Raw genomic sequence first — 18,411 nt, forward strand, 5'->3', positions numbered from 1 at the left:
AACACCGGACCGGGCCCTGTCCCGGCAGCTAGGTTCGGGGCCGGTCGCGACGGGCGGCACGGGTACCGAGCAGGGAGCGCGAGCGGACGCATCGCGTGGTCCGACGGAGGTGGGGACATGCGGAACGACCACGGGGTGCACGTTCCGAGGGCCAGCCTCGGGGCGGCGATGGTCGGGGGCTTCTCAGCGGCGGCCGCCGGCGTCCTCCTCGGGTCGGACGCGGGGGACGACGACCCCGTCGCAACCGCGATCGCCTGCCTGCTCCTGCTCGTGACGGCCGGTGCCTTCGTGGTGTCCTTCCGCGCAGGGGTTGGCGCCCGGCGACAGACGCGGGAGGTGCTGCGCGAGCGGGGCTACCGCCGGGGAGAGCAGCCGTGGCCGTGGGCCGCGCACGGCACCTGGGTCGTCGTGACGCCGGTGGCCGCGGTGACCTTCCTCGCGATGCAGCGCGACGGAGGTTCCGAGGCCGAGTGGTGGGCCGCCTGGCTGATCGTCGTCGGTGCCGGGATCACCGCGGCGCAGGTCGTCTGGTCCGCGGTCCAGAAGGGGATCGGCGAGCGGGCCCGGCGCCGGCAGGGGAGGCGTGTGGACCTGTCGAGGCCGGTCGGTGCCTGGCAGTTGCTGATGGGCGTCCTGATCGGTCTCCTCCTGCTGCTCAACGGCGTCAGCGGGCTCGTCTCGACCGATGACGGCATGCTCACGGCCTGGTGGGACGTGGTGGCGACAGCGGTCGGCGCCCCGCTCCTCGTCGGGATCGCCGTCACGGCGCTGCGGCGCCTCCTCGCGCAGCACTGAGCGGCTGAGCCACGCGCCGGCGTACGTCGGACCCGCGGCGACGGCAGGCGCGTGCCGCGTTTGGCGGCGGCGGACGTCGGGTAGCCAGGCGCCCGGGCCTATCGGGAGGCTCGCCCGCCGAGCCCGACCCCAGGAGTCCCCGTGACGCACCCCGAGCAGCCCGCCCACACCGTGCTGACGCTGAGGCGCACGGTCGTCTCCGTCGCTGCCACTCTCGCCCTCACGATCTTGTTCGGGACCTGGGCAGTGCGCGACGAGGGCGGCGCGCGGGTGGGGGCGGCCGTCGTGGCCGTGCTCGCCCTCCTCCTCGCGCTGATGTTCGTCGCGGGCTACGTGCGCGCGCGACGGGTGCAGCGGAACCCGGACTCACCCGAGGCGCGCCGGATGCGGGAGACACTGGCAGCTGTCCCGCCGCCGCCGAGCGGGCCTCACCGGTGGGTGGGGCTCGGCCTCTCCGTGGGGTTCTTCGTCCTGCTCGCGCTGCGGGGCATCGACGGTCTGTCCGACCCGCTGGTGGTGACCCTCCGCGTGCTCCAGGTCGTGATCTTCGTCGGGATGGTGGTCTTCAGCATCCGTGAGCTGCGCCGCCACCGGAGGTGGTCCCGCGAGCACCGCACCACCGCCTGACGGGCCCACCCGGCTACCGCGCGGGGCAGCCCTGTCGAGGCACGCTGCTAGCTCACGCCTGGACAGTGACGACGAACCACGCGTCGTCGTCGACGCGGAGGACCTCGCCCGTCGCGACGACCACCACCGTCGGCACCACGTCGTCGTCGAAGGAGCGGTCACCTCCGTCGTCGACGAGACCCACGAGCTCCGACCCGCTCGGCAGCCGCTCCACCGGGACGCGCCCGTCGCCCACGACCATCGCGAGGTCGACCACCCGCCCGCTCACCTCCACGAACGGCTCCGCCCGCTCCGGGTCCAGATGCCAGGCGCGATCCAGGCGGCCGTCGTACGGCAGGCACGTCCATCGGACTACCTCACCGCGCTGCACGGCCTCACCGCAGCAGTCGTGCTCCCACCCGCCGACGTACACCTCGACGGGTCGAGGAGGGCTCACACCCCCAGCTCCTCCGCGTCGAGGATGCGGTACGCGTACCCCTGCTCGGCGAGGAAGCGCTGGCGGTTCTGCGCGAAGTCGGCGTCGACGGTGTCGCGGGAGACGACGGTGTAGAACCGCGCGACCTTGCGCTCGCCGCCGGGGCCGGGGTCGCCGGGGCGCAGCAGCCGCCCGAGGCGCTGGGCCTCCTCCTGCCGCGAGCCGAACGAGCCCGACACCTGGATGGCGACCTCGGCGCTCGGCAGGTCGATGGAGAAGTTCGCGACCTTCGACACCACCAGCCGCCGGATCTCCCCGGTGCGGAACGCCTCGAACAGCCGCTGGCGCTCCTTGACCGTCGTCTCGCCCTTGATGACGGGGGCGTCGAGGGCGGCGGCGAGCTCGTCGAGCTGCTCGATGTACTGCCCGATCACGAGCAGCGGCTGCGCGGCGTGCTTCTCGACCAGCGACTTCACGACCTGCGTCTTGCGGCTCGTGCAGGCCGCCAGCCGGTAGCGCTCCTCCGGCTCCGCGGTCGCGTAGACCAGTCGTTCGTCGTCGGGCAGCGTCACCCGCACCTCGACGCAGTCGGCGGGCGCGATCCAGCCCTGGCTCTCGATGTCCTTCCAGGGCGCGTCGTACCGCTTGGGACCGATGAGGCTGAACACGTCGCCCTCGCGCCCGTCCTCCCGCACCAGCGTGGCGGTCAGGCCGATGCGCCGGCGGGCCTGCAGGTTCGCCGTCATCCGGAAGATGGGCGCGGGCAGGAGGTGCACCTCGTCGTACACGATGAGGCCCCAGTCGCGGGCGTCCAGCAGCTCGAGGTGGGGGTAGACGCCCTTCCGCTTCGTGGTCAGCACCTGGTACGTCGCGATGGTGACGGGCCGGATCTCCTTGGTCGAGCCGGAGTACTCGCCGATCTCCTCCTCCGTCAGCGACGTGCGCTTGACCAGCTCGTCCTTCCACTGCCGCGCGCTGACGGTGTTGGTGACGAGGATCAGTGTCGTCGCCTGGGCGTGCGCCATCGAGGCCGCGCCGACGAGGGTCTTGCCGGCGCCGCAGGGCAGCACCACGACGCCCGAGCCGCCGTGCCAGAACGAGTCGGCGGCCTCGCGCTGGTAGGGCCGCAGCGTCCACTCGTCCTCGTTGAGCGAGATGGCGTGGGCCTCGCCGTCGACGTACCCCGCGTAGTCCTCCGCGGGCCAGCCGATCTTGAGCAGCGCCTGCTTGAGGTTGCCGCGCTCGGAGGGGTGCACGGCCACGGTGTCGGGGTCGACGCGCTCGCCGAGCATGCCCTGGACGCGCTTGGCGCGCAGCACCTCCTCGAGCACCGGCCGGTCGGTCGTCGACAGCACGAGGCCGTGCACGGGGTGCTTCTCGAGGCGCAGCCGGCCGTAGCGGGCCATCGTCTCGGCGACGTCCACCAGCAGCGCGTGCGGCACCGGGTAGCGGCTGTAGGACAGCAGGGTGTCGACGACCTGCTCGGCGTCGTGGCCCGCGGCGCGCGCGTTCCACAGCCCCAGCGGGGTGAGCCGGTAGGTGTGCACGTGCTCCGGGCTGCGCTCCAGCTCGGCGAACGGCGCGATCGCCTTGCGGCACTCCGCCGCCTGCTCGTGGCCGATCTCGAGCAGGAGCGTCTTGTCCGACTGGACGATGAGGGGGCCGTTCACCGCTCCAGCGTACGAGCCACCCGTACGGCGGCCGCACCGCCGCTGCACGGCGGCCGCACCCCGGCTACACGGCGTGGACCGCCGTGATGCGGTGCACGGCGAAGACGCGCTCGTCGTCGCTGCGGTGGTCGTACGCCGTGAGCTGGCCGCCCTCGACCCGGCGGGGGTCGACGACGCGCTCGAGGAAGGTGCCGTGGTTGTCGACGTACGCGATCCGCACGGTCGACCCGAGCTCGATCGCCTCGCGCAGCATGCTCAGCGCCGCGGCCGGCGTCGTGGTCGCGGGCCGGGGCGCCGGCGTACCAGGAGCCCGTGGCTCGGGGGCGGGACGGGAGGCCACCGCGCGGTCGCCGGCGCGCACCGCGGTGACGACGGCCGAGGCGTGCGCGGCCTCCCGCGCCGCGCTCGCGCCCGCCACCCGCCGCGTGCGGGGCACGCGGGCCCGCAGCACGTCGGGTCGCGCCACCCGCACCGTGCCGTCGGGCGCCTCGACCACCGGGGCCGTGCCCAGCTCGCGCAGGCGGGGCAGCAGCACGTCGATGGGTACGGCGCTCACCACCACCGTCGGCGCGATCCGCCGCAGCCCGAGCGACGCAGCCCGGGGGTCGTGGAGCAGGGAGGTCAGCGCCGTCTCGTCGTCCGTGCGCACGAACGCCTCGGCGTGGCCGACCCGCAGGGTGCCGAAGGTGCGGGCGACGTCGTCGACGAGGTAGGTGAGCGGCTGCGGGACAGGGGTCGCCGACACCTCGGCGACGAACGCGTGCACGTCCGAGGCGCTCCAGCCCACGTCGAAGGCGCGCCGCACCGACGAGGCCGAGAAGCGGTAGACCGCGGCGCCGCCCGCCGACTCCAGGTCGGCGACGAGCTGCAGCCGGCGCGCCAGCTCGGCCTCCAGCGGCCCGGGGGCGACGGCCGTGAGGTCGGCCTGCAGCAGCACGCGGTCCACCGGGTCGGGCAGCAGAGTGTCGAGGGCGGCGACGCCCCGCTCGCCGTCGTCGGCCAGCACGGCCCGCGCCGCCGTGGTGAGGCCCCCGAGGGCGACGAGACCGAGCACGGCCGCCTCCTCGAGCGACCACACGACGACCTCGTCGCGCAGCGGCGGGCGCCGCGGCCGCAGCCACCGCACGTGGGCGACCACCGAGGCCGGTCCCGTGCCCGACGCCAGCACCTCGCCGGCGGGCAGCTCGCGCAGCAGCACGTCGAGGGTGGTACGGCGGGTCTCGGCCGCGACCGGGTGGGTGAGGTCGGGCTCGAGGGCGTTGGCGGCCTTGCGGGTGCGCTCGTCGCGCCGCCCGACCAGGCCGACCAGCCGCGACGAGTCCAGCCAGGCCTGCGCCAGCACGAGCCAGCGGGCGGCCACGTCGCGGGTGACCCACGCGTCGTACGCGTCGGTCGGCACCCACACCGGGTCCCCGTCCCCGTCGACGCCCTCGGCGAGCAGCCCGGCGGCGTGGGCGACCTCGACGACGAGCGCGGCCTCCGGCTCGCCGACCTGCAGGGCCGCGGCCGCGGCCCGGAGGTCCCGCACCGCGAGCCCGCCCGCACGCAGCAGCCCGGGTGGGCGCGTGCCCCAGGTGTCCAGCAGCAGCTCGGTGCGCCGTACCAGCTCGAAGGCGGCGCCTGCGCCGGCGCGGTCCACGACGGCGGCGTCGCGGGTCGACGTCGCCAGCGGCGGCGCGGTCAGGTCGTCGACGGCGATCCCGGTGCCGAGCACCACCCCCACCTCGCCGGGCACCCGGACCTCGCCGGTGCCGCGGGGCCGCAGCAGGCCGGCGGCGACGAGCTCGGTGACCGGGGTGCTCGGGGCCGTGGCGTCGCGCAGGTCCTCCTTCGTCGTGCCCCGCCCGCCGTGCGCGTGCACGTGGTCGAGCAGGGCCCGGGCCGGCTCGGACAGCGCCGCGAGGCCCGCGCGCACCGCGTCGGGCGCGAGCGCGTCGGCGGTCAGCGGCTCGAGCGGCACGCGCGTCTCGACGGGGCCGACACCGAGCGCGTCGGGGACGGTCGAGAGCGGGCGCAGGCCGTCGGGGGACTGCCACAGCAGCGCCTGGTCGACGAGCCGCGCGAGCGCGGCGTCCACCCGCGAGCGGTCGCTCGGTAGCGTCACGCCCAGCACGTCGGCGGCCGTCCATGCGGGGGTTTGCCCGACGAGCACCTGGGAATGCAGGACCAGCAGCTCCCACCGGTCCAGCCGGTCGAGGGCGCGGAGGACGGATGCACGGGTGGCCGCTCGCGACGCGAGCTGGCCCGAGTCGTGGGGAGCGGGAGTGGCGAGGTCGGGTCGTGCGTGGAGCAGACGGGTGAGCTGCTCGTCCGACCAGCTGCGCAGCTGGTCGGCGAGGCTCCGGTACGCCGGGGGAGGCGTGGCTGCTGCGGACATCCCCCTCACGCTACTGGTCGAGCGCGCGAGCGTCGGAGGAACCGGGGGGACGGCTCGGTGAACGAGGTCGAGCTGCACTACGGCTCCGCGACCGACGTCGGCCGGGTGCGCGCCACCAACCAGGACGCGTTCCTGGCCCAGCCCCCCGTCTTCGTCGTCGCCGACGGCATGGGCGGCCACGACGACGGCGACGTCGCGAGCCGCATGGTGGTCGAGGAGTTCGCGCTGCTGACCGACGCCGCGTGCGACGCCGAGCGCGGCGCCGAGCTCGTCATCGCCTCGCTGCGCTCCTGCCACGGCCGGCTGCTCGAGCGGGCCGAGGACATGCGCACGGCCGGCCAGCCCGACTGGTACTCCGGCACCACCGCCGTCGTCGCGCTCGTGGTGGAGGACGAGGGGGTGCCGAAGTGGCTGCTGGCCAACCTCGGCGACTCCCGCATCTACAAGCTGAGCGACGGCGACCTCGACCAGGTGAGCATCGACCACTCGGTCGTGCAGGAGATGTTCGACGCCGGCCACATCAGCGCCGCCGAGATGGCGACGCACCCCCGGCGCAACGTCATCACGCGTGCGCTGGGCGGGCCGGGCTTCGACCAGCCCGACTTCTTCCTGCTGCCGCTCGCGTCCGCCGAGCGGATCGTGCTCTGCAGCGACGGGGTGAGCGGCATGATCGACGGCGAGGCGATCGCCGGGATCCTGCGCGACACCCCCGACCCCCGCGACGCCGCCGAGCGGGTGGTCGCGGCCGCGGTGGAGGCCGGTGGCCAGGACAACGCCACGGCGGTCGTGGTCGATGTGGTGGGATTGGCGCGGTCCGGGCAGGTCTACGACTCGGCCCAGCAGCAGCAGAGTCTCGAGGAGAAGCTGGGAGCACTGCCATGACAGAGCACGTGAGCACGACGGGCGCCGTCGCCCGGTCCTACCGGCCGGGCTCCTGGTTCGCCGTGTTCGGCACGGGCGCCTCGGTGCTCCTGCCGCCGAGCGAGAAGCGCCGCGTCGCCGCGCTGTGGGCGCTCGTCGACGACGGAGCGGGCTTCGACGAGGTGCTCGACGCCCTCATCACCTCCGGCCTGCGCGACCTCCCGGGCTTCGTGCTGCTCGGCCACGAGGGCACCACGGTGCGCGTCGTCGTCCGCGGCGGCGCGAGCGTCACCTTCACGCTGCCCGACGACGAGGTCGAGGTCTCCGGCCTGGCCGCCTCCACCTGGGTCGAGCGGACCCTCACCGACGTCACCAGCCACGCCGTCGTCCTCGAGGGCGCCGACGACACCGAGCTCGCCGACGACGCCGCCGACCTGCCCATCGCCTCCGGGCTCGTGCGCGTCGCGCGCGTCGACACCCCCGCCCGTACGGCGCCGCGCCCGGTCCCGGCCGAGGCGCTGGGCGACGGCGGTGCGGTCGCCGCCCCGGCGGCCCCCGTGGCCGTCATCTCGCCCGTCGAGGTGCCGGCCGCGCCCGACCCGCTCGGCGTCGACACCGTCCCCGAGCCCGAGGTCCCCGCCGAGGCGCCGGGCGACGAGGCCGCCGCTCCCGTCGAGGAGCGGCCCGACGACCTGCCGGGCGACGTGCCCGACGAGGAGCTGGGGGAGATCGCGGCGGAGGCCGCGGGCGACGTCGAGGACGAGGACGAGGGGGAGCAGCAACCGGCCTCCTCCGCCGCCCCGGCGCCGTTCGACCTCGTGAAGTCGCCTCCGGCCCCGGCGCCGGACGACGCCGGCATGCCGCCCATGCCCCCTCTCCCGCCGCGCGCCCCCGTGCCCCCGGCCTCGCCGTTCCCGGTGGGCGGCTTCGACGACGCCCCGGCGCACGACGGCGGGCACGCCGTACCGGCCGGGGACGACCCGCTGAGCGACGCCTACCCGCCGCCGCCCCCGCCCCTGGGCGACTTCGAGGAGCCGGCCCCGCGCCACGACCCGCCGCCCCCGCCGCCGCCGTTCGGCCACGACCAGGCCGCCGCGGGCGGCGACCACGGCGCCGAGCCGGCCACCGAGGCCATGCCGCTGGCCGAGGACGCTCCGCCGCCCCCGCCGCCGGCCTGGGCGCCGGGTGGTGGCTACGCGCCGCCGCCGCCCCCGCCCGCACCCTCCGAGGGCTTCGCCGCCCCCGCGTGGGCCGGTCCGCCGGCACCCGCGGGCGACGACGACGTCGACCACGACGGGATGACGCAGGCCGGGGGCTGGGACCCCGCCCAGTTCTCCCGGCCATCGCACGGCATCCCCGGCCAGCCGCCGGCGCCCAGCGTCACGTCGCGCCCGGTGGCCAAGCTGGTGATCTCCAGCGGCGACACCGTGGACGTCGACCGCGCGATCCTCGTGGGCCGCGCGCCGGAGGCCCGGCGGTTCAGCTCGACCGAGCAGCCGCGCCTGGTGACGGTGCCCAGCCCGCAGCAGGAGATCTCCTCGACCCACCTCGAGGTGCGCCCCGGCTCCGGCGTCGACCACGGCTCGGCCGTCGTCACCGACATGGGCTCGACCAACGGCACCGTGCTCATGCAGCCCGGCCTGCCGCCGGAGGAGCTGCAGCCCGGCATCGCGGTGCAGCTCATCCCGGGCGCCGTCATCGACCTCGGCGACGGCGTCACCATCCAGGTCGCCAACCCCTGAGCCGGGGGGTCCGCCCCGTCCCGCCGGCCCCGCCCCGCTCGTCCACCCGCCCGCCCGTGATCCCCGAGGTGCCCCGATGTCCCTGTCCGCTGCCGACGCGTCCGCGCCGGCCGCCGAGGTCGACCGCCGCTTCCTCGCCCTCGTCGTCGACCGGCTCGTGGGCTGGGGCCTCATGGCGGGCATCGGCTGGGCGGCGTGGCGCTACCTCGGCCAGGAGGGGCGCACGGCGCTCGCGTGGGGCGTCGCGGTCGCCGGGGTGCTGCTGGTCGGCCTGGTCTTCGCGGTGCTGACGGGCACGCGCGGGGTGACCCCGGGCAAGGCCCTGCTCGGGCTGCGGGTCGTGCACCACGGCACGGGTACGCCGATCGGCGTCGGCCCCGCGGTGCTCCGCTCGCTCATCGTGTTCGCGGCCACCGTGCCGCTCGGGTTCGGCCTCGTGACGCTGGCGTGGACGGCCGTCACCGACCAGGGTCGTCAACGGCGCGGCTTCCACGACCTCATCGCGAACTCGGTGGTGCTCGACGTGCGTCGCCGCGCCGCCGACGAGGCGCCGCCCGAGGACGAGGCGCCGCGCCACGTCGTCAACCTGACGGCGATGCGCCTGCGCCCCGCCCCGGCGGACCCGACCCCGGCGCGACAGCCCGCCCCCGTGCCGCAGCCGGCACCGGTATCCCAGCCCGCCCCCGCGCCGCCGCCGGCCCCGCCGGCGCACCCGCAGCCGGTGCGTCAGCCGTCGTACGAGCCGCAGCCGCAGCAGCCGCAAGCCCCGCCGCAGCAGCCCCAGGCCCAGCCGTCGTGGACCCCGCCGCCGGTGGCGCCGGCGTACCAGCAGCCGCCGCAGCCGGCGTACCAGCAGCCCGCGCCGCCGCAGCCGCAGCCGCAGCCCCAGCCGCAGCCCCAGCCGCAGCAGCCGCAGCAGCCCCCGCAGCCGGGCCGCCGTCGCCGCGACCCGTCGGCGGCTCCGCAGGGCCCCACGCCGCCGACGGTGGCGACGCCCGCGGTGCCCCCGGCCCCCGCCCCGCAGCAGCGTCCGGTCGCGCCTCCGACGTCCCGGCACGCGGTGCAGCCGCCGGGGCGCTCGGCGACGTGGCGGGTCACCTTCGACTCGGGGGAGTCGTTCGTCGTCACCGGCCTCGGGCTGGTGGGGCGCCGTCCCGAGCCGCGCGGGGGCGAGGAGGTCGCGCACCTGGTGCCGCTGTCCTCCAGCGACATGTCGGTCTCGAAGACGCACGCGCAGTTCCACCTGTCGGCCGACGGCGCCCTGGTCGTGATGGACCGGGGCTCCACGAACGGCTCGTTCATCAACCGCGGCGGCGTCGCCCGCGAGCTGTCGCCGGGGCGGGCGGCCACGCTCGTCGACGGCGACGTGGTGCGCTTCGGCGACCGCGAGATGCGGGTGGCGCGGGAGGGCTGAGCCCGTCCCGGTAGCCTCCCCGCGTGCACGGGTCGCTGCTGGTCGCCGGGACGACGTCGGACGCCGGCAAGTCCGCCGTGACGACCGGGCTGTGCCGCGCGTTCGCGCGCCGCGGCCTGCGCGTCGCCCCCTTCAAGGCCCAGAACATGTCCAACAACTCGATGGTCTGCGCCCTGCGGCCCGACGACCCGGGCAGCGGCACCGCCGAGATCGGCCGGGCGCAGTGGACGCAGGCGCTCGCCGCCCGCGCCGAGCCCGAGGCCGCGATGAACCCCGTGCTGCTCAAGCCCGGCGGCGACCGGCGCAGCCACGTCGTGGTGATGGGCCGCCCCGGCGGGTCCGTGTCCTCCGCCGACTGGGAGACCGGTCGGCGGCACCTCGCGGCGGCCGCCCACGCCGCGTACGACGACCTCGCGGAGCGGTACGACGTCGTGGTCGCCGAGGGTGCGGGCAGCCCGGCGGAGATCAACCTGCGCGCCGGCGACTACGTCAACATGGGCCTGGCCCGCCACGCCGACATGCCGGTCGTGGTGGTCGGCGACATCGACCGCGGCGGCGTCTTCGCCGCCTTCCACGGCACCGTCGCGCTGCTGGAGGCGGCCGACCAGGCGCTCGTGGCCGGGTTCGTGGTCAACAAGTTCCGCGGCGACCCCGTGCTGCTCGCCCCGGGCCTGGCCGAGCTGGAGCGGCTCACCGGTCGCCGCGTCTACGGCACGCTGCCGTGGAGCCCCGACGTGTGGCTCGACTCCGAGGACGCCCTCGACCTCGCGGGCCGCCGGGCTGCCGCGGGCGGCGCGCTCCGGGTCGCGGTCGTGCGCCTGCCGCGCATCAGCAACTTCACCGACGTCGACGCCCTGGGTCTCGAGCCGGGCGTCGACGTGGTGTTCGCGTCCTCGCCCGCGGCGCTGGCCGACGCCGACCTCGTCGTGCTGCCGGGCACGCGCGCGACGCTGGAGGACCTCGCCTGGCTGCGCGCCCGGGGCCTCGACCACGCCGTGCGCGACCACGCGGCGGCGGGCCGTCCCGTGCTCGGCATCTGCGGGGGCTTCCAGATGCTGGGGCGCCGGGTGGAGGACCCCGACGGCGTCGAGGGCCGGCCAGGCGCGTCCGCCGACGGGCTGGGCCTGCTCGACGTCACGACGACGTTCGCGGCCGAGAAGGTGCTGCGCCTGCCGCGCGGGACCGCGCTGGGCGCGCCCGTCGGGGGCTACGAGATCCACCACGGCCGCACCACCCGCCACGGTGGCGAGGAGTTCCTCGGCGGCGCCGCCCAGGGCGCGGTGCACGGGACCATGTGGCACGGCTCGCTGGAGTCCGACGCGTTCCGCCGGGCGTTCCTGGCCCGGGCCGCGGCGGCGGTCGGCGCGTCGTACCAGCCAGCGGAGGAGGTGTCGTTCGCCGCCGCCCGCGAGGCGCGCTTCGACCTCCTCGGCGACCTCGTGGAGCAGCACCTCGACGTCGACGCCCTGCTCGACCTGGTCGCGTCCGGCCCCCCGCGCGACCTGCGCCCGCTGCCCCCGGGGAGCGAGCGGTGATCCTCCTGCTCGGCGGCACGGCCGAGGCCCGCGACCTGGCCCGCGTGCTCGTCGAGGCGGGGGAGGAGGTCGTGTCGTCCCTCGCCGGCCGCGTCGCCCGCCCGCGCATGCCCGTCGGCGAGACCCGCGTGGGCGGCTTCGGCGGCGTCGACGGGCTCGTCGCGTGGCTGCGCGAGCACGGGGCCCGCGCCGTCGTCGACGCCACCCACCCGTTCGCGGTCGGCATCTCGGGCAACGCCCGGGCCGCCTGCGCCCGCACGGGTACGCCGCTGCTGCGGCTCGAGCGCCCTGGCTGGTCCGGCGAGCCGGGGGCGGACGCGTGGGTGTGGGTCGACGACGTCGCCGCGGCCGCCCGCGCGGCCGCCGGCCTCGGTGACCGCCCGTTCCTCACCGTCGGACGGCAGGGCCTCGAGGACTGCACGGGACCGCTGGCGGACGCCGCCGTGCTCGCGCGGGTCGTCGACCCGCCCGAGGTGCCGCTGCCCGACGGCTGGCGCGTGCTGCTCGACCGCGGCCCCTACACCGTCGACGGCGAGCGCGCCCTCGTCGCGGAGCACCGCGCGGACGTGCTCGTCACCAAGGACTCCGGCGGCGACCTCACCCGGGCCAAGCTCGACGTGGCCCGCGAGCTCGGGCTGCCGGTCGTCGTGGTGCGCCGCCCCAGCGCGGTGCGCGCGCCGGGCACCGACGCCCCGCCGGTGGTCCACGACGTCGCCGCGGCGGCGTGCTGGGTACGCGCCGTCAGCGACGCACGCTGAGGGCGGTCGCCGCCGCGACGAGCACGGCCCCCGTGCCGACGTACGCCGCCAGTCGCCGCGCGCGGGCCACGTCGCCCGCCGCGACGGGCCGGCCGTCGCCGAGCACCGGTCGGTCCTCGACGCGCTCGGCGCCGGGGGCGCCGTACACGGTCCGTCCGCCGAGGCGCACCCCGAGCGCGCCCGCGAAGGCCGCCTCCACGGGCCCGGCGTTGGGGGAGGGGTGTGCGCCGGCGTCGCGGCGCCAGGCGCGCAGGGCGTCGCGGGGGGCGCCGTCCACCAGCGGGGCGGCCGCAGCGGCGAGCAGCGCGGACAGACGGGCGCCCGGCAGGTTGAGACCGTCGTCGAGGCGGGCCGAGGCCCAGCCGAAGCGCTCGTGGCGCGGCGAGCGGTGGCCGACCATCGCGTCGAGCGTGTTGGCGGCGCGGTAGCCGACGAGCCCCGGCACCCCCGCCAGCGCGCCCCACACGAGCGAGGCGACGACGGCGTCGGAGGTGTTCTCGGCGACCGACTCCACGACGGCCCGCGCCACCTCGTCGGCGCTCAGGTCCTCCGTGCGGCGACCGACGAGGTGCGTCAGGCGTCGGCGAGCGGCGGGCAGGTCGTCGGCGGCGAGGAGGCGCTGGACGGCGGCGGCCTCGCGGTCGAGCGAGCGGCCCCCGAGCACGGCCCAGGTGGCGAGCGCGACGAGGGCGACCTCGCCGGACGCGCCGGCGACGTCGCGGGTGCGGCGCTCGGCGAGGGCGCCGAGCCCGGTCACGGACCCGACGAGCAGCAGTGTGTACGCCGCCCCGCGACCCCGGCTGTCGGCCCACCCGAGCGTCTCGAGCCGGCCCGCGACTCGGCCGAAGCCGGCGACGGGGTGGCCGCGGCGCGGGTCGCCGAGCGCCCGGTCGACCGCGAACCCCAGCAGCAGGCCCGCAGCCCGGGCGCGCGTCACCGGGCTCCGACGCCGGAGGTGATCGACGCCAGCGCGGTCAGCAGCGAGCGGGTGCGCTCGGGGCTCCGCACCGCGATCCGCACCCAGGAGGCGTCGAGCCCCGGGAAGGTGTCGGCGCGGCGCACGGCGTGGCCGTGGCGGCGCAGCTCCTCCCGCACGCCGGCCCCGGGCCGGGCGAGCACGAAGGGGGCGTGGCCGGGCACGTGGGGCACGCCGAGCTCGTCGAGGCCGGCGACCAGCACGCCGCGCCACGTGGCGAGACGGCGCACCCGCTCGGCCGCCTCGACGACGGCCTCGTCGGAGGCGCAGGCCCGCATGGCGGCCAGGGCGGTCGACGAGACCGACCAGGGCGTCTGCACGGCGCGCAGCTGCTCGAGCACCGCCGGCTCGCCGAGCACGTAGCCGGCCCGGACCCCGGGGATGCCCCACAGCTTCGTGAGGCTGCGCAGCACGACGAGGCCGGGCACCTCGGCGTCCGCGAGGGCGTGGCGGGGCTGAGTGATCGCGTCCATGAACGCCTCGTCGACGACGACGAGGCGCCCGGGACGGGTCAGCGCCCGGAGGTCGACGGCGGGGTGGACGCGTCCCGTCGGGTTGGTCGGGTTGCCGACGACGACGAGGTCGGCCTCGTCGGGCACCCGCGACGGGTCGAGCGCGAAGCCGTCCTCGGCGCGCAAGAGCACGTGCCGCGCCGGGGTGCCGGCCGCGGCCAGCGCCACGTCGGGCTCGGTGAACTGCGGGTGCACGACCACCGGGTGGCGCCACGGGCGTGCCCGGGCGACGAGGGTGAACGCCTCGGCGGCGCCGGCGGTGGCGAGCACCTCCTCGGCGGGCCGGCCGTGGCGGCGGGCCAGCGCCTCCTCCGCCACGCGCACGCGCGCCGCGTCGGGGTAGGCGCCCACGTCGTCGAGCGAGCCGAGCAGCGCCGCGGTGAGCCACGGCGGGCGGGGCCCGTCGTACGTGTTGACGGCGAAGTCGGCCAGCGGCGTGCCGTCCGCGGCGCTCGTCTCGGTGTCGCCGTGGTGGCGCAGCGGGTCGGCGGGCGGGGCGTCGTGGGGTGCGGCCGCGGGGACGCCGGCCGCCGGGGCGGCGACGGGCGCCACGGGGGAGTACGGCGCGGTGGCGGCCGCCGCGGCGGCGAAGCGCTGCGCCAGGTGCGGGTGCCCCGCCCAGTGCACGTGCAGGTAGGACGCGTGGAGCGTGGGGGAGGCGTAGCCGTCCTCGGTGCGCGGGTGGGAGGCGGTCGGCTCGAGCACCCAGCCGGGGGTGCCCCCGGCCGCGGGGGTGACCCGGGTGCGGTGGAACTCGTGGCCGGTGACGGTCTCGCCGGGGCGCCCGAGCAGGGTCGCGACCTCCGACGTCGCGGACCGGTAGGCCAGGGTGAGGCGGGGGGCCATCGCCGCGGTCGCGGGCAGCGCACCGACCATCGGGGCGTGGTCGAGGGTGCCGCAGAGGTAGAGCAGGCCCGCGCACTCCGCGACGGTGGGCACCCCGGCGGCCACGGCGGCCCGGAGGTCGTCGCGCAGCGCCGCGTTGCGGCTCAGCGCCGCCGCGTGCACCTCGGGGAAGCCGCCCCCGAGGTAGAGACCCTGCGTGCCCGGCGGAAGACCCGTGTCGCGGGTCGGGTCGAGCACGACGACCTCGCAGCCGGCCGCCTCGAGCAGCTCGGTGGTCTCGGCGTAGGTGAACGTGAACGCGCGGCCGCCGGCGACGGCGATCTTCGGGCGGGCGGCGGCCGCGACCGGCTCGACGGCGGCGGCCGGCTCCCACGCGGGTACGGCGAGGGGCGCGGCGCCGCGCGCGATCTCCAGCACGGCGTCGAGGTCGATGCGCTCCGCGACCTGCGCGGCGAGCCGCTCCAGGGACGTGGCGGCGTCGGCGCGCTCGGCGGCGGGCACGAGGCCGAGGTGGCGCGACGGCGCGACGATGGCGTCGTCGCGACCCAGCACGCCGAGGACGGGGATGCCGGTCGCGGCGACCGCGCGGCGTACCTCGTCGGCGTGCCGCGGCGAGCCCGCCTTGTTGAGCACGACACCGGCCACCCGCACGCCGGGGTCGTGGCCCGCGAGCCCGGCGACGACGGCGCCGATGGTGCGCGAGGCCGAGGAGATGTCGACGACGAGCACGACCGGGCTGGCCGTCAGCGTCGCGACGTGGGCGGTGGAGGAGAAGCCGTCGCCGCCGATCTGGCCGTCGAAGAGACCCATGACGCCCTCGACGACCGCCACGTCGGCGGGGCGCGGGGCGCGGGCGCCGTGGAGCAGCAGCGGCACGATCCGTTCCTCGCCGACGAGGTGCGGGTCGAGGTTGCGGCCGGGCCGCCCGGTCGCCAGCGCGTGGTAGCCGGGGTCGATGTAGTCGGGGCCGACCTTGTGGCCCGACACCTCGAGCCCGCGGCGGGCGAGCGCGGCCATGAGGCCGGTCGCGACGGTGGTCTTGCCGTGGCCGGAGGCGGGGGCGGCGACGACGAGCCGCGGCAGCGGGGTGCTCACCACTCGATCCCCCGCTGGCCCTTCTGGCCACGGTCCATCTGGTGCTTGACCTTCGTCATCTCGGTGACGAGGTCGGCGACCTCCACGAGCCGGGGGTGGGCGCGGCGGCCGGTCACCACGACGTACTGCCGCCCGGGGCGGTGCGCGAGGGTCTCGACGACGTCCTCGACGTCGACCCAGCCCCACTCCATCGGGTAGGTGAACTCGTCGAGCACGTAGAGGTCGTGGCGCTCCGCCGCGATGCGGCGCTTCACCTCGGCCCAGCCCTCGGCCGCGTCGCGGGCGTGGTCCTCGGCCTCGCCGGCCTTGCGCGACCACGACCAGCCGGAGCCCATCTTGTGCCACTCGACGGGGCCGCCCTCGCCGGTCTGCTCGTGCAGCTCGCCCAGGCGCTCCAGCACGGTCTGCTCGCCGATGCGCCACTTGGCGGACTTCACGAACTGGAAGACCCCGACGTCCCAGCCCTGGTTCCAGGCGCGGATGGCGAGGCCGAACGCGGCGGTCGACTTCCCCTTGCCGTCGCCGGTGTTGACCATGAGCAGCGGCAGGTTGCGGCGCTGCGCGGTGGTGAGGCCGTCGTCGGGCACGACGACCGGCTTGCCCTGCGGCATCAGGCCACCCCCCGCGTCCCGGAGCGGTCGAGGTGGGGGCGCTCGGCGCGGTCGGCGGTCGCCGCGCGCGCGGCGCCGGCGAGCACCTCGGCGCTCACCTCCGCGACGGGCAGGTACGTCGCCTGCAGGTGCTCGGCGAGCTTCCGGGCCAGGCCGAGGCGGAACGGGCCGTTCTCGCAGTCGACCACGACGGTCTCGACGCCCTGCTCGGCCAGCCACGCGGCGACCTGCCGGGAGCGCTCCACCGGGTCGGCGCCGGCGGTCGCCCGGCCGTCGGTGACGAGCACCAGCAGCGGGCGGCGGCGCGGGTCGCGCAGGCGCTCGCGGCGCAGCACGTCGGCGGCGGCGATCAGGCCCTCGGCGAGCGGCGTGCGTCCGCCGGCCGGCAACGCGTCGAGGCGGCGCGCGGCCACGTCGATCGAGCCGGTGGGCGGCAGCGCGACCTCGGCCTCCAGCCCGCGGAACGTCACCAGGCCGACCTTGTCGCGGCGCTGGTAGGCGTCGAGCAGCAGCGACAGGATCGCCGTCTTCACCTGCTGCATCCGCTTGCGGGCAGCCATCGAGCCCGACGCGTCGACGCAGAACAGCACGAGGTTGGACTCCCGGCCCTCCCGCACCGCGCCCCGCAGGTCCGCGCCGCGCAGCAGGAGCCGGCCCGCGGTGCGCCCGCGGGCGTGCTGGTGGGGGGCGGCGGCGCGGACGGTGCCGACGAGGTCGAGCCCGCCCGCCGTGCCGGGGGCGTTGCCGATGCGGCGCCCCGTCGAGGTGATCGCGCGGGAGCGGCGCCCCGCCTCGCCCTCGCCGGTGCCGGCGACCCGCAGCACGCGGGGACGGTACGGCGCGCCCGCCGCGACCGTCGTACCCGCCGGGGCGGCGGGGGTGCCGGCGCCGTCGCCGGGCTGGTCGGCGGGGGTGTCGGGGGAGTCCGGGGAGTCCGGACCGGCGTCGGGCCCGCCCTGGTCGTCCCGGCCGGCGGGCGGCTCGGCGGCGGACCCGCCGTCGCCGCCCGGCTCCGGGCCGTCGCCCGCTCCGTCGGGACCGCCGCCGTCGGTGCCGCCGCCGTCGGTGCCGCCGCCGGGCTCGCCGGGCTGGTCGTCGGGCCGGGGCTCCTCGGGCTGCGGGTCCGGGTCGGGCTCGTCGTCGCCGAGCACCTGGTCGAGCAGGTCCTCGTCGATGCCGGGCGCGTCGAAGGGGTTGCGGCGCCGGCGGTGGGGGAGCGCGAGCAGGGCGGCGGCGCGGATGTCCTGGCGCAGCACGTACCGGCGGCCGTGCCAGGCGGCATGGGCGATCGCGGTGCGGGCCGTGACGATGTCGGCGCGCAGGCCGTCGACGTCGAACGCAGCGCAGACCTCGGCGATCTTGCGCAGCGCCCCGTCGCCGAGCACGACGGAGGCGACGAGCTCCTGGGCGGTGGCGATGCGGGCGCGCAGCGCGGCCTCGTCGTCGGCGTACCGCTCGGCGAACGCCTCGGGGGCGGCGTCGAAGGCGAGGCGGCGGCGCACGACCTCGGTGCGCAGCGACGGGTCGCGGGGCGCGGCGACCTCGACGGTGAGGCCGAACCGGTCGAGCAGCTGCGGGCGCAGCTCGCCCTCCTCGGGGTTCATGGTGCCGACGAGCACGAACCGGGCGGCGTGCACGACCGAGACGCCGTCGCGCTCGACCGTCGCGCGCCCCATGGCGGCGGCGTCGAGCAGCAGGTCGACGAGGTGGTCGTGCAGCAGGTTGACCTCGTCGACGTAGAGGATCCCGCGGTGCGCGCGGGCCAGGAGCCCGGGCTCGTACTCGGCGACGCCCGCCGAGAGCGCCCGCTCCAGGTGCAGCGAGCCGAGCAGGCGGTCCTCGGTGGCACCGACGGGCAGCTCGACGAGGCGCACGGGGCGCGTCTCGACGCCGACGTCCGCGCCGAAGGGTCCGTCGGGCGACAGCGGCGCCGTGTCGGCCGGGTCGGTGGAGAACCGGTCGCCCGCGACGACGTCGATGGGGGGCAGCACGGCGGCCAGGGCGCGCACGGCCGTGGACTTCGCCGTCCCCTTCTCCCCGCGCACGAGGACGCCGCCGATCTCGGGGCTGACGGTCGTCAGCAGCAGGGCCAGGGTCATGTCGTCGGAGCCGACGACGGCCGTGAAGGGGTAGTGCTGTGGCATGTGGGGCTCCCGCTCGCTCTGCCATCGGTCAGG

General features: G+C 77.1%; 14 protein-coding genes. 7 read left to right on the plus strand and 7 right to left on the minus strand.

The window, feature by feature from the left end; all coding sequences use genetic code 11:
* The first annotated feature begins 135 nt into the window (after positions 1-135).
* Positions 136-795, plus strand: a complete 660-nt coding sequence (locus tag INN71_RS03085; protein WP_301799496.1) for a hypothetical protein — start codon at positions 136-138, stop codon at positions 793-795.
* 141 nt (positions 796-936) lie between these two features.
* Complete coding sequence (locus INN71_RS03090; RefSeq protein ID WP_277499355.1) at positions 937-1,422, plus strand: hypothetical protein; 486 nt, start codon at positions 937-939, stop codon at positions 1,420-1,422.
* A 52-nt stretch (positions 1,423-1,474) separates the two neighbouring features.
* Here the strand turns inward: INN71_RS03090 and INN71_RS03095 are convergent, their stop codons facing one another.
* The 3 genes from INN71_RS03095 to INN71_RS03105 form a co-directional block, all read right to left on the minus strand.
* Positions 1,475-1,858, minus strand: coding sequence for a DUF6578 domain-containing protein (locus INN71_RS03095; RefSeq protein WP_277499357.1), 384 nt, complete (start codon positions 1,856-1,858; stop codon positions 1,475-1,477).
* Complete coding sequence (locus INN71_RS03100) at positions 1,855-3,507, minus strand: DNA repair helicase XPB (RefSeq protein WP_277499359.1); 1,653 nt, start codon at positions 3,505-3,507, stop codon at positions 1,855-1,857. Before INN71_RS03100 ends, INN71_RS03095 begins: the two co-directional genes overlap by 4 nt.
* A gap of 64 nt (positions 3,508-3,571) precedes the next feature.
* Positions 3,572-5,884, minus strand: coding sequence for a helicase-associated domain-containing protein (locus INN71_RS03105; RefSeq protein ID WP_301799497.1), 2,313 nt, complete (start codon positions 5,882-5,884; stop codon positions 3,572-3,574).
* Between the two features lie 57 nt (positions 5,885-5,941).
* On the opposite strand from INN71_RS03105, the gene INN71_RS03110 reads away from it, so the two are divergent.
* From INN71_RS03110 to INN71_RS03130, 5 genes are all read left to right on the plus strand, one after another.
* Positions 5,942-6,766 carry a PP2C family serine/threonine-protein phosphatase gene (locus tag INN71_RS03110; protein WP_277501658.1) on the plus strand — a complete coding sequence of 275 codons (825 nt, stop codon included), beginning with the start codon at positions 5,942-5,944 and terminating at the stop codon, positions 6,764-6,766.
* Complete coding sequence (locus INN71_RS03115) at positions 6,763-8,487, plus strand: FHA domain-containing protein (protein ID WP_301799498.1); 1,725 nt, start codon at positions 6,763-6,765, stop codon at positions 8,485-8,487. Before INN71_RS03110 ends, INN71_RS03115 begins: the two co-directional genes overlap by 4 nt.
* 76 nt (positions 8,488-8,563) lie before the next feature.
* Positions 8,564-9,901, plus strand: coding sequence for an RDD family protein (locus tag INN71_RS03120; RefSeq protein WP_301799499.1), 1,338 nt, complete (start codon positions 8,564-8,566; stop codon positions 9,899-9,901).
* Between the two features lie 23 nt (positions 9,902-9,924).
* On the plus strand, positions 9,925-11,436 hold the full coding sequence (locus INN71_RS03125; RefSeq protein ID WP_277501583.1) for a cobyric acid synthase: 1,512 nt from the start codon (positions 9,925-9,927) through the stop codon (positions 11,434-11,436).
* The gene (locus INN71_RS03130) at positions 11,433-12,194 is read left to right on the plus strand and encodes a cobalt-precorrin-6A reductase (protein ID WP_301799500.1); all 762 of its coding nucleotides are present in this window, start codon (positions 11,433-11,435) and stop codon (positions 12,192-12,194) included. Before INN71_RS03125 ends, INN71_RS03130 begins: the two co-directional genes overlap by 4 nt.
* Here the strand turns inward: INN71_RS03130 and INN71_RS03135 are convergent.
* The 4 genes from INN71_RS03135 to INN71_RS03150 are packed head-to-tail and all read right to left on the minus strand — an operon-like array spanning position 12,178 to position 18,378.
* Positions 12,178-13,131 (minus strand): cobalamin biosynthesis protein, encoded by a 954-nt coding sequence (locus tag INN71_RS03135; protein WP_301799501.1) that lies wholly within the window; start codon positions 13,129-13,131, stop codon positions 12,178-12,180. The genes INN71_RS03130 and INN71_RS03135 overlap by 17 nt on opposite strands.
* Entirely contained in the window at positions 13,128-15,623 is a 2,496-nt protein-coding gene (locus tag INN71_RS03140) for a cobyrinate a,c-diamide synthase (protein ID WP_301799504.1), read from the minus strand. Before INN71_RS03140 ends, INN71_RS03135 begins: the two co-directional genes overlap by 4 nt.
* Entirely contained in the window at positions 15,620-16,234 is a 615-nt protein-coding gene (gene cobO / locus INN71_RS03145) for a cob(I)yrinic acid a,c-diamide adenosyltransferase (RefSeq protein WP_277501579.1), read from the minus strand. The genes INN71_RS03140 and cobO overlap by 4 nt, the downstream gene beginning before the upstream one ends.
* The gene (locus INN71_RS03150) at positions 16,234-18,378 is read right to left on the minus strand and encodes a magnesium chelatase subunit D family protein (RefSeq protein WP_301799506.1); all 2,145 of its coding nucleotides are present in this window, start codon (positions 18,376-18,378) and stop codon (positions 16,234-16,236) included. Before INN71_RS03150 ends, cobO begins: the two co-directional genes overlap by 1 nt.
* Positions 18,379-18,411: the final 33 nt, after the last annotated feature.

The organism is Nocardioides sp. ChNu-153, from assembly GCF_030466625.1.
Classification (GTDB): Bacteria; Actinomycetota; Actinomycetes; order Propionibacteriales; family Nocardioidaceae; genus Nocardioides.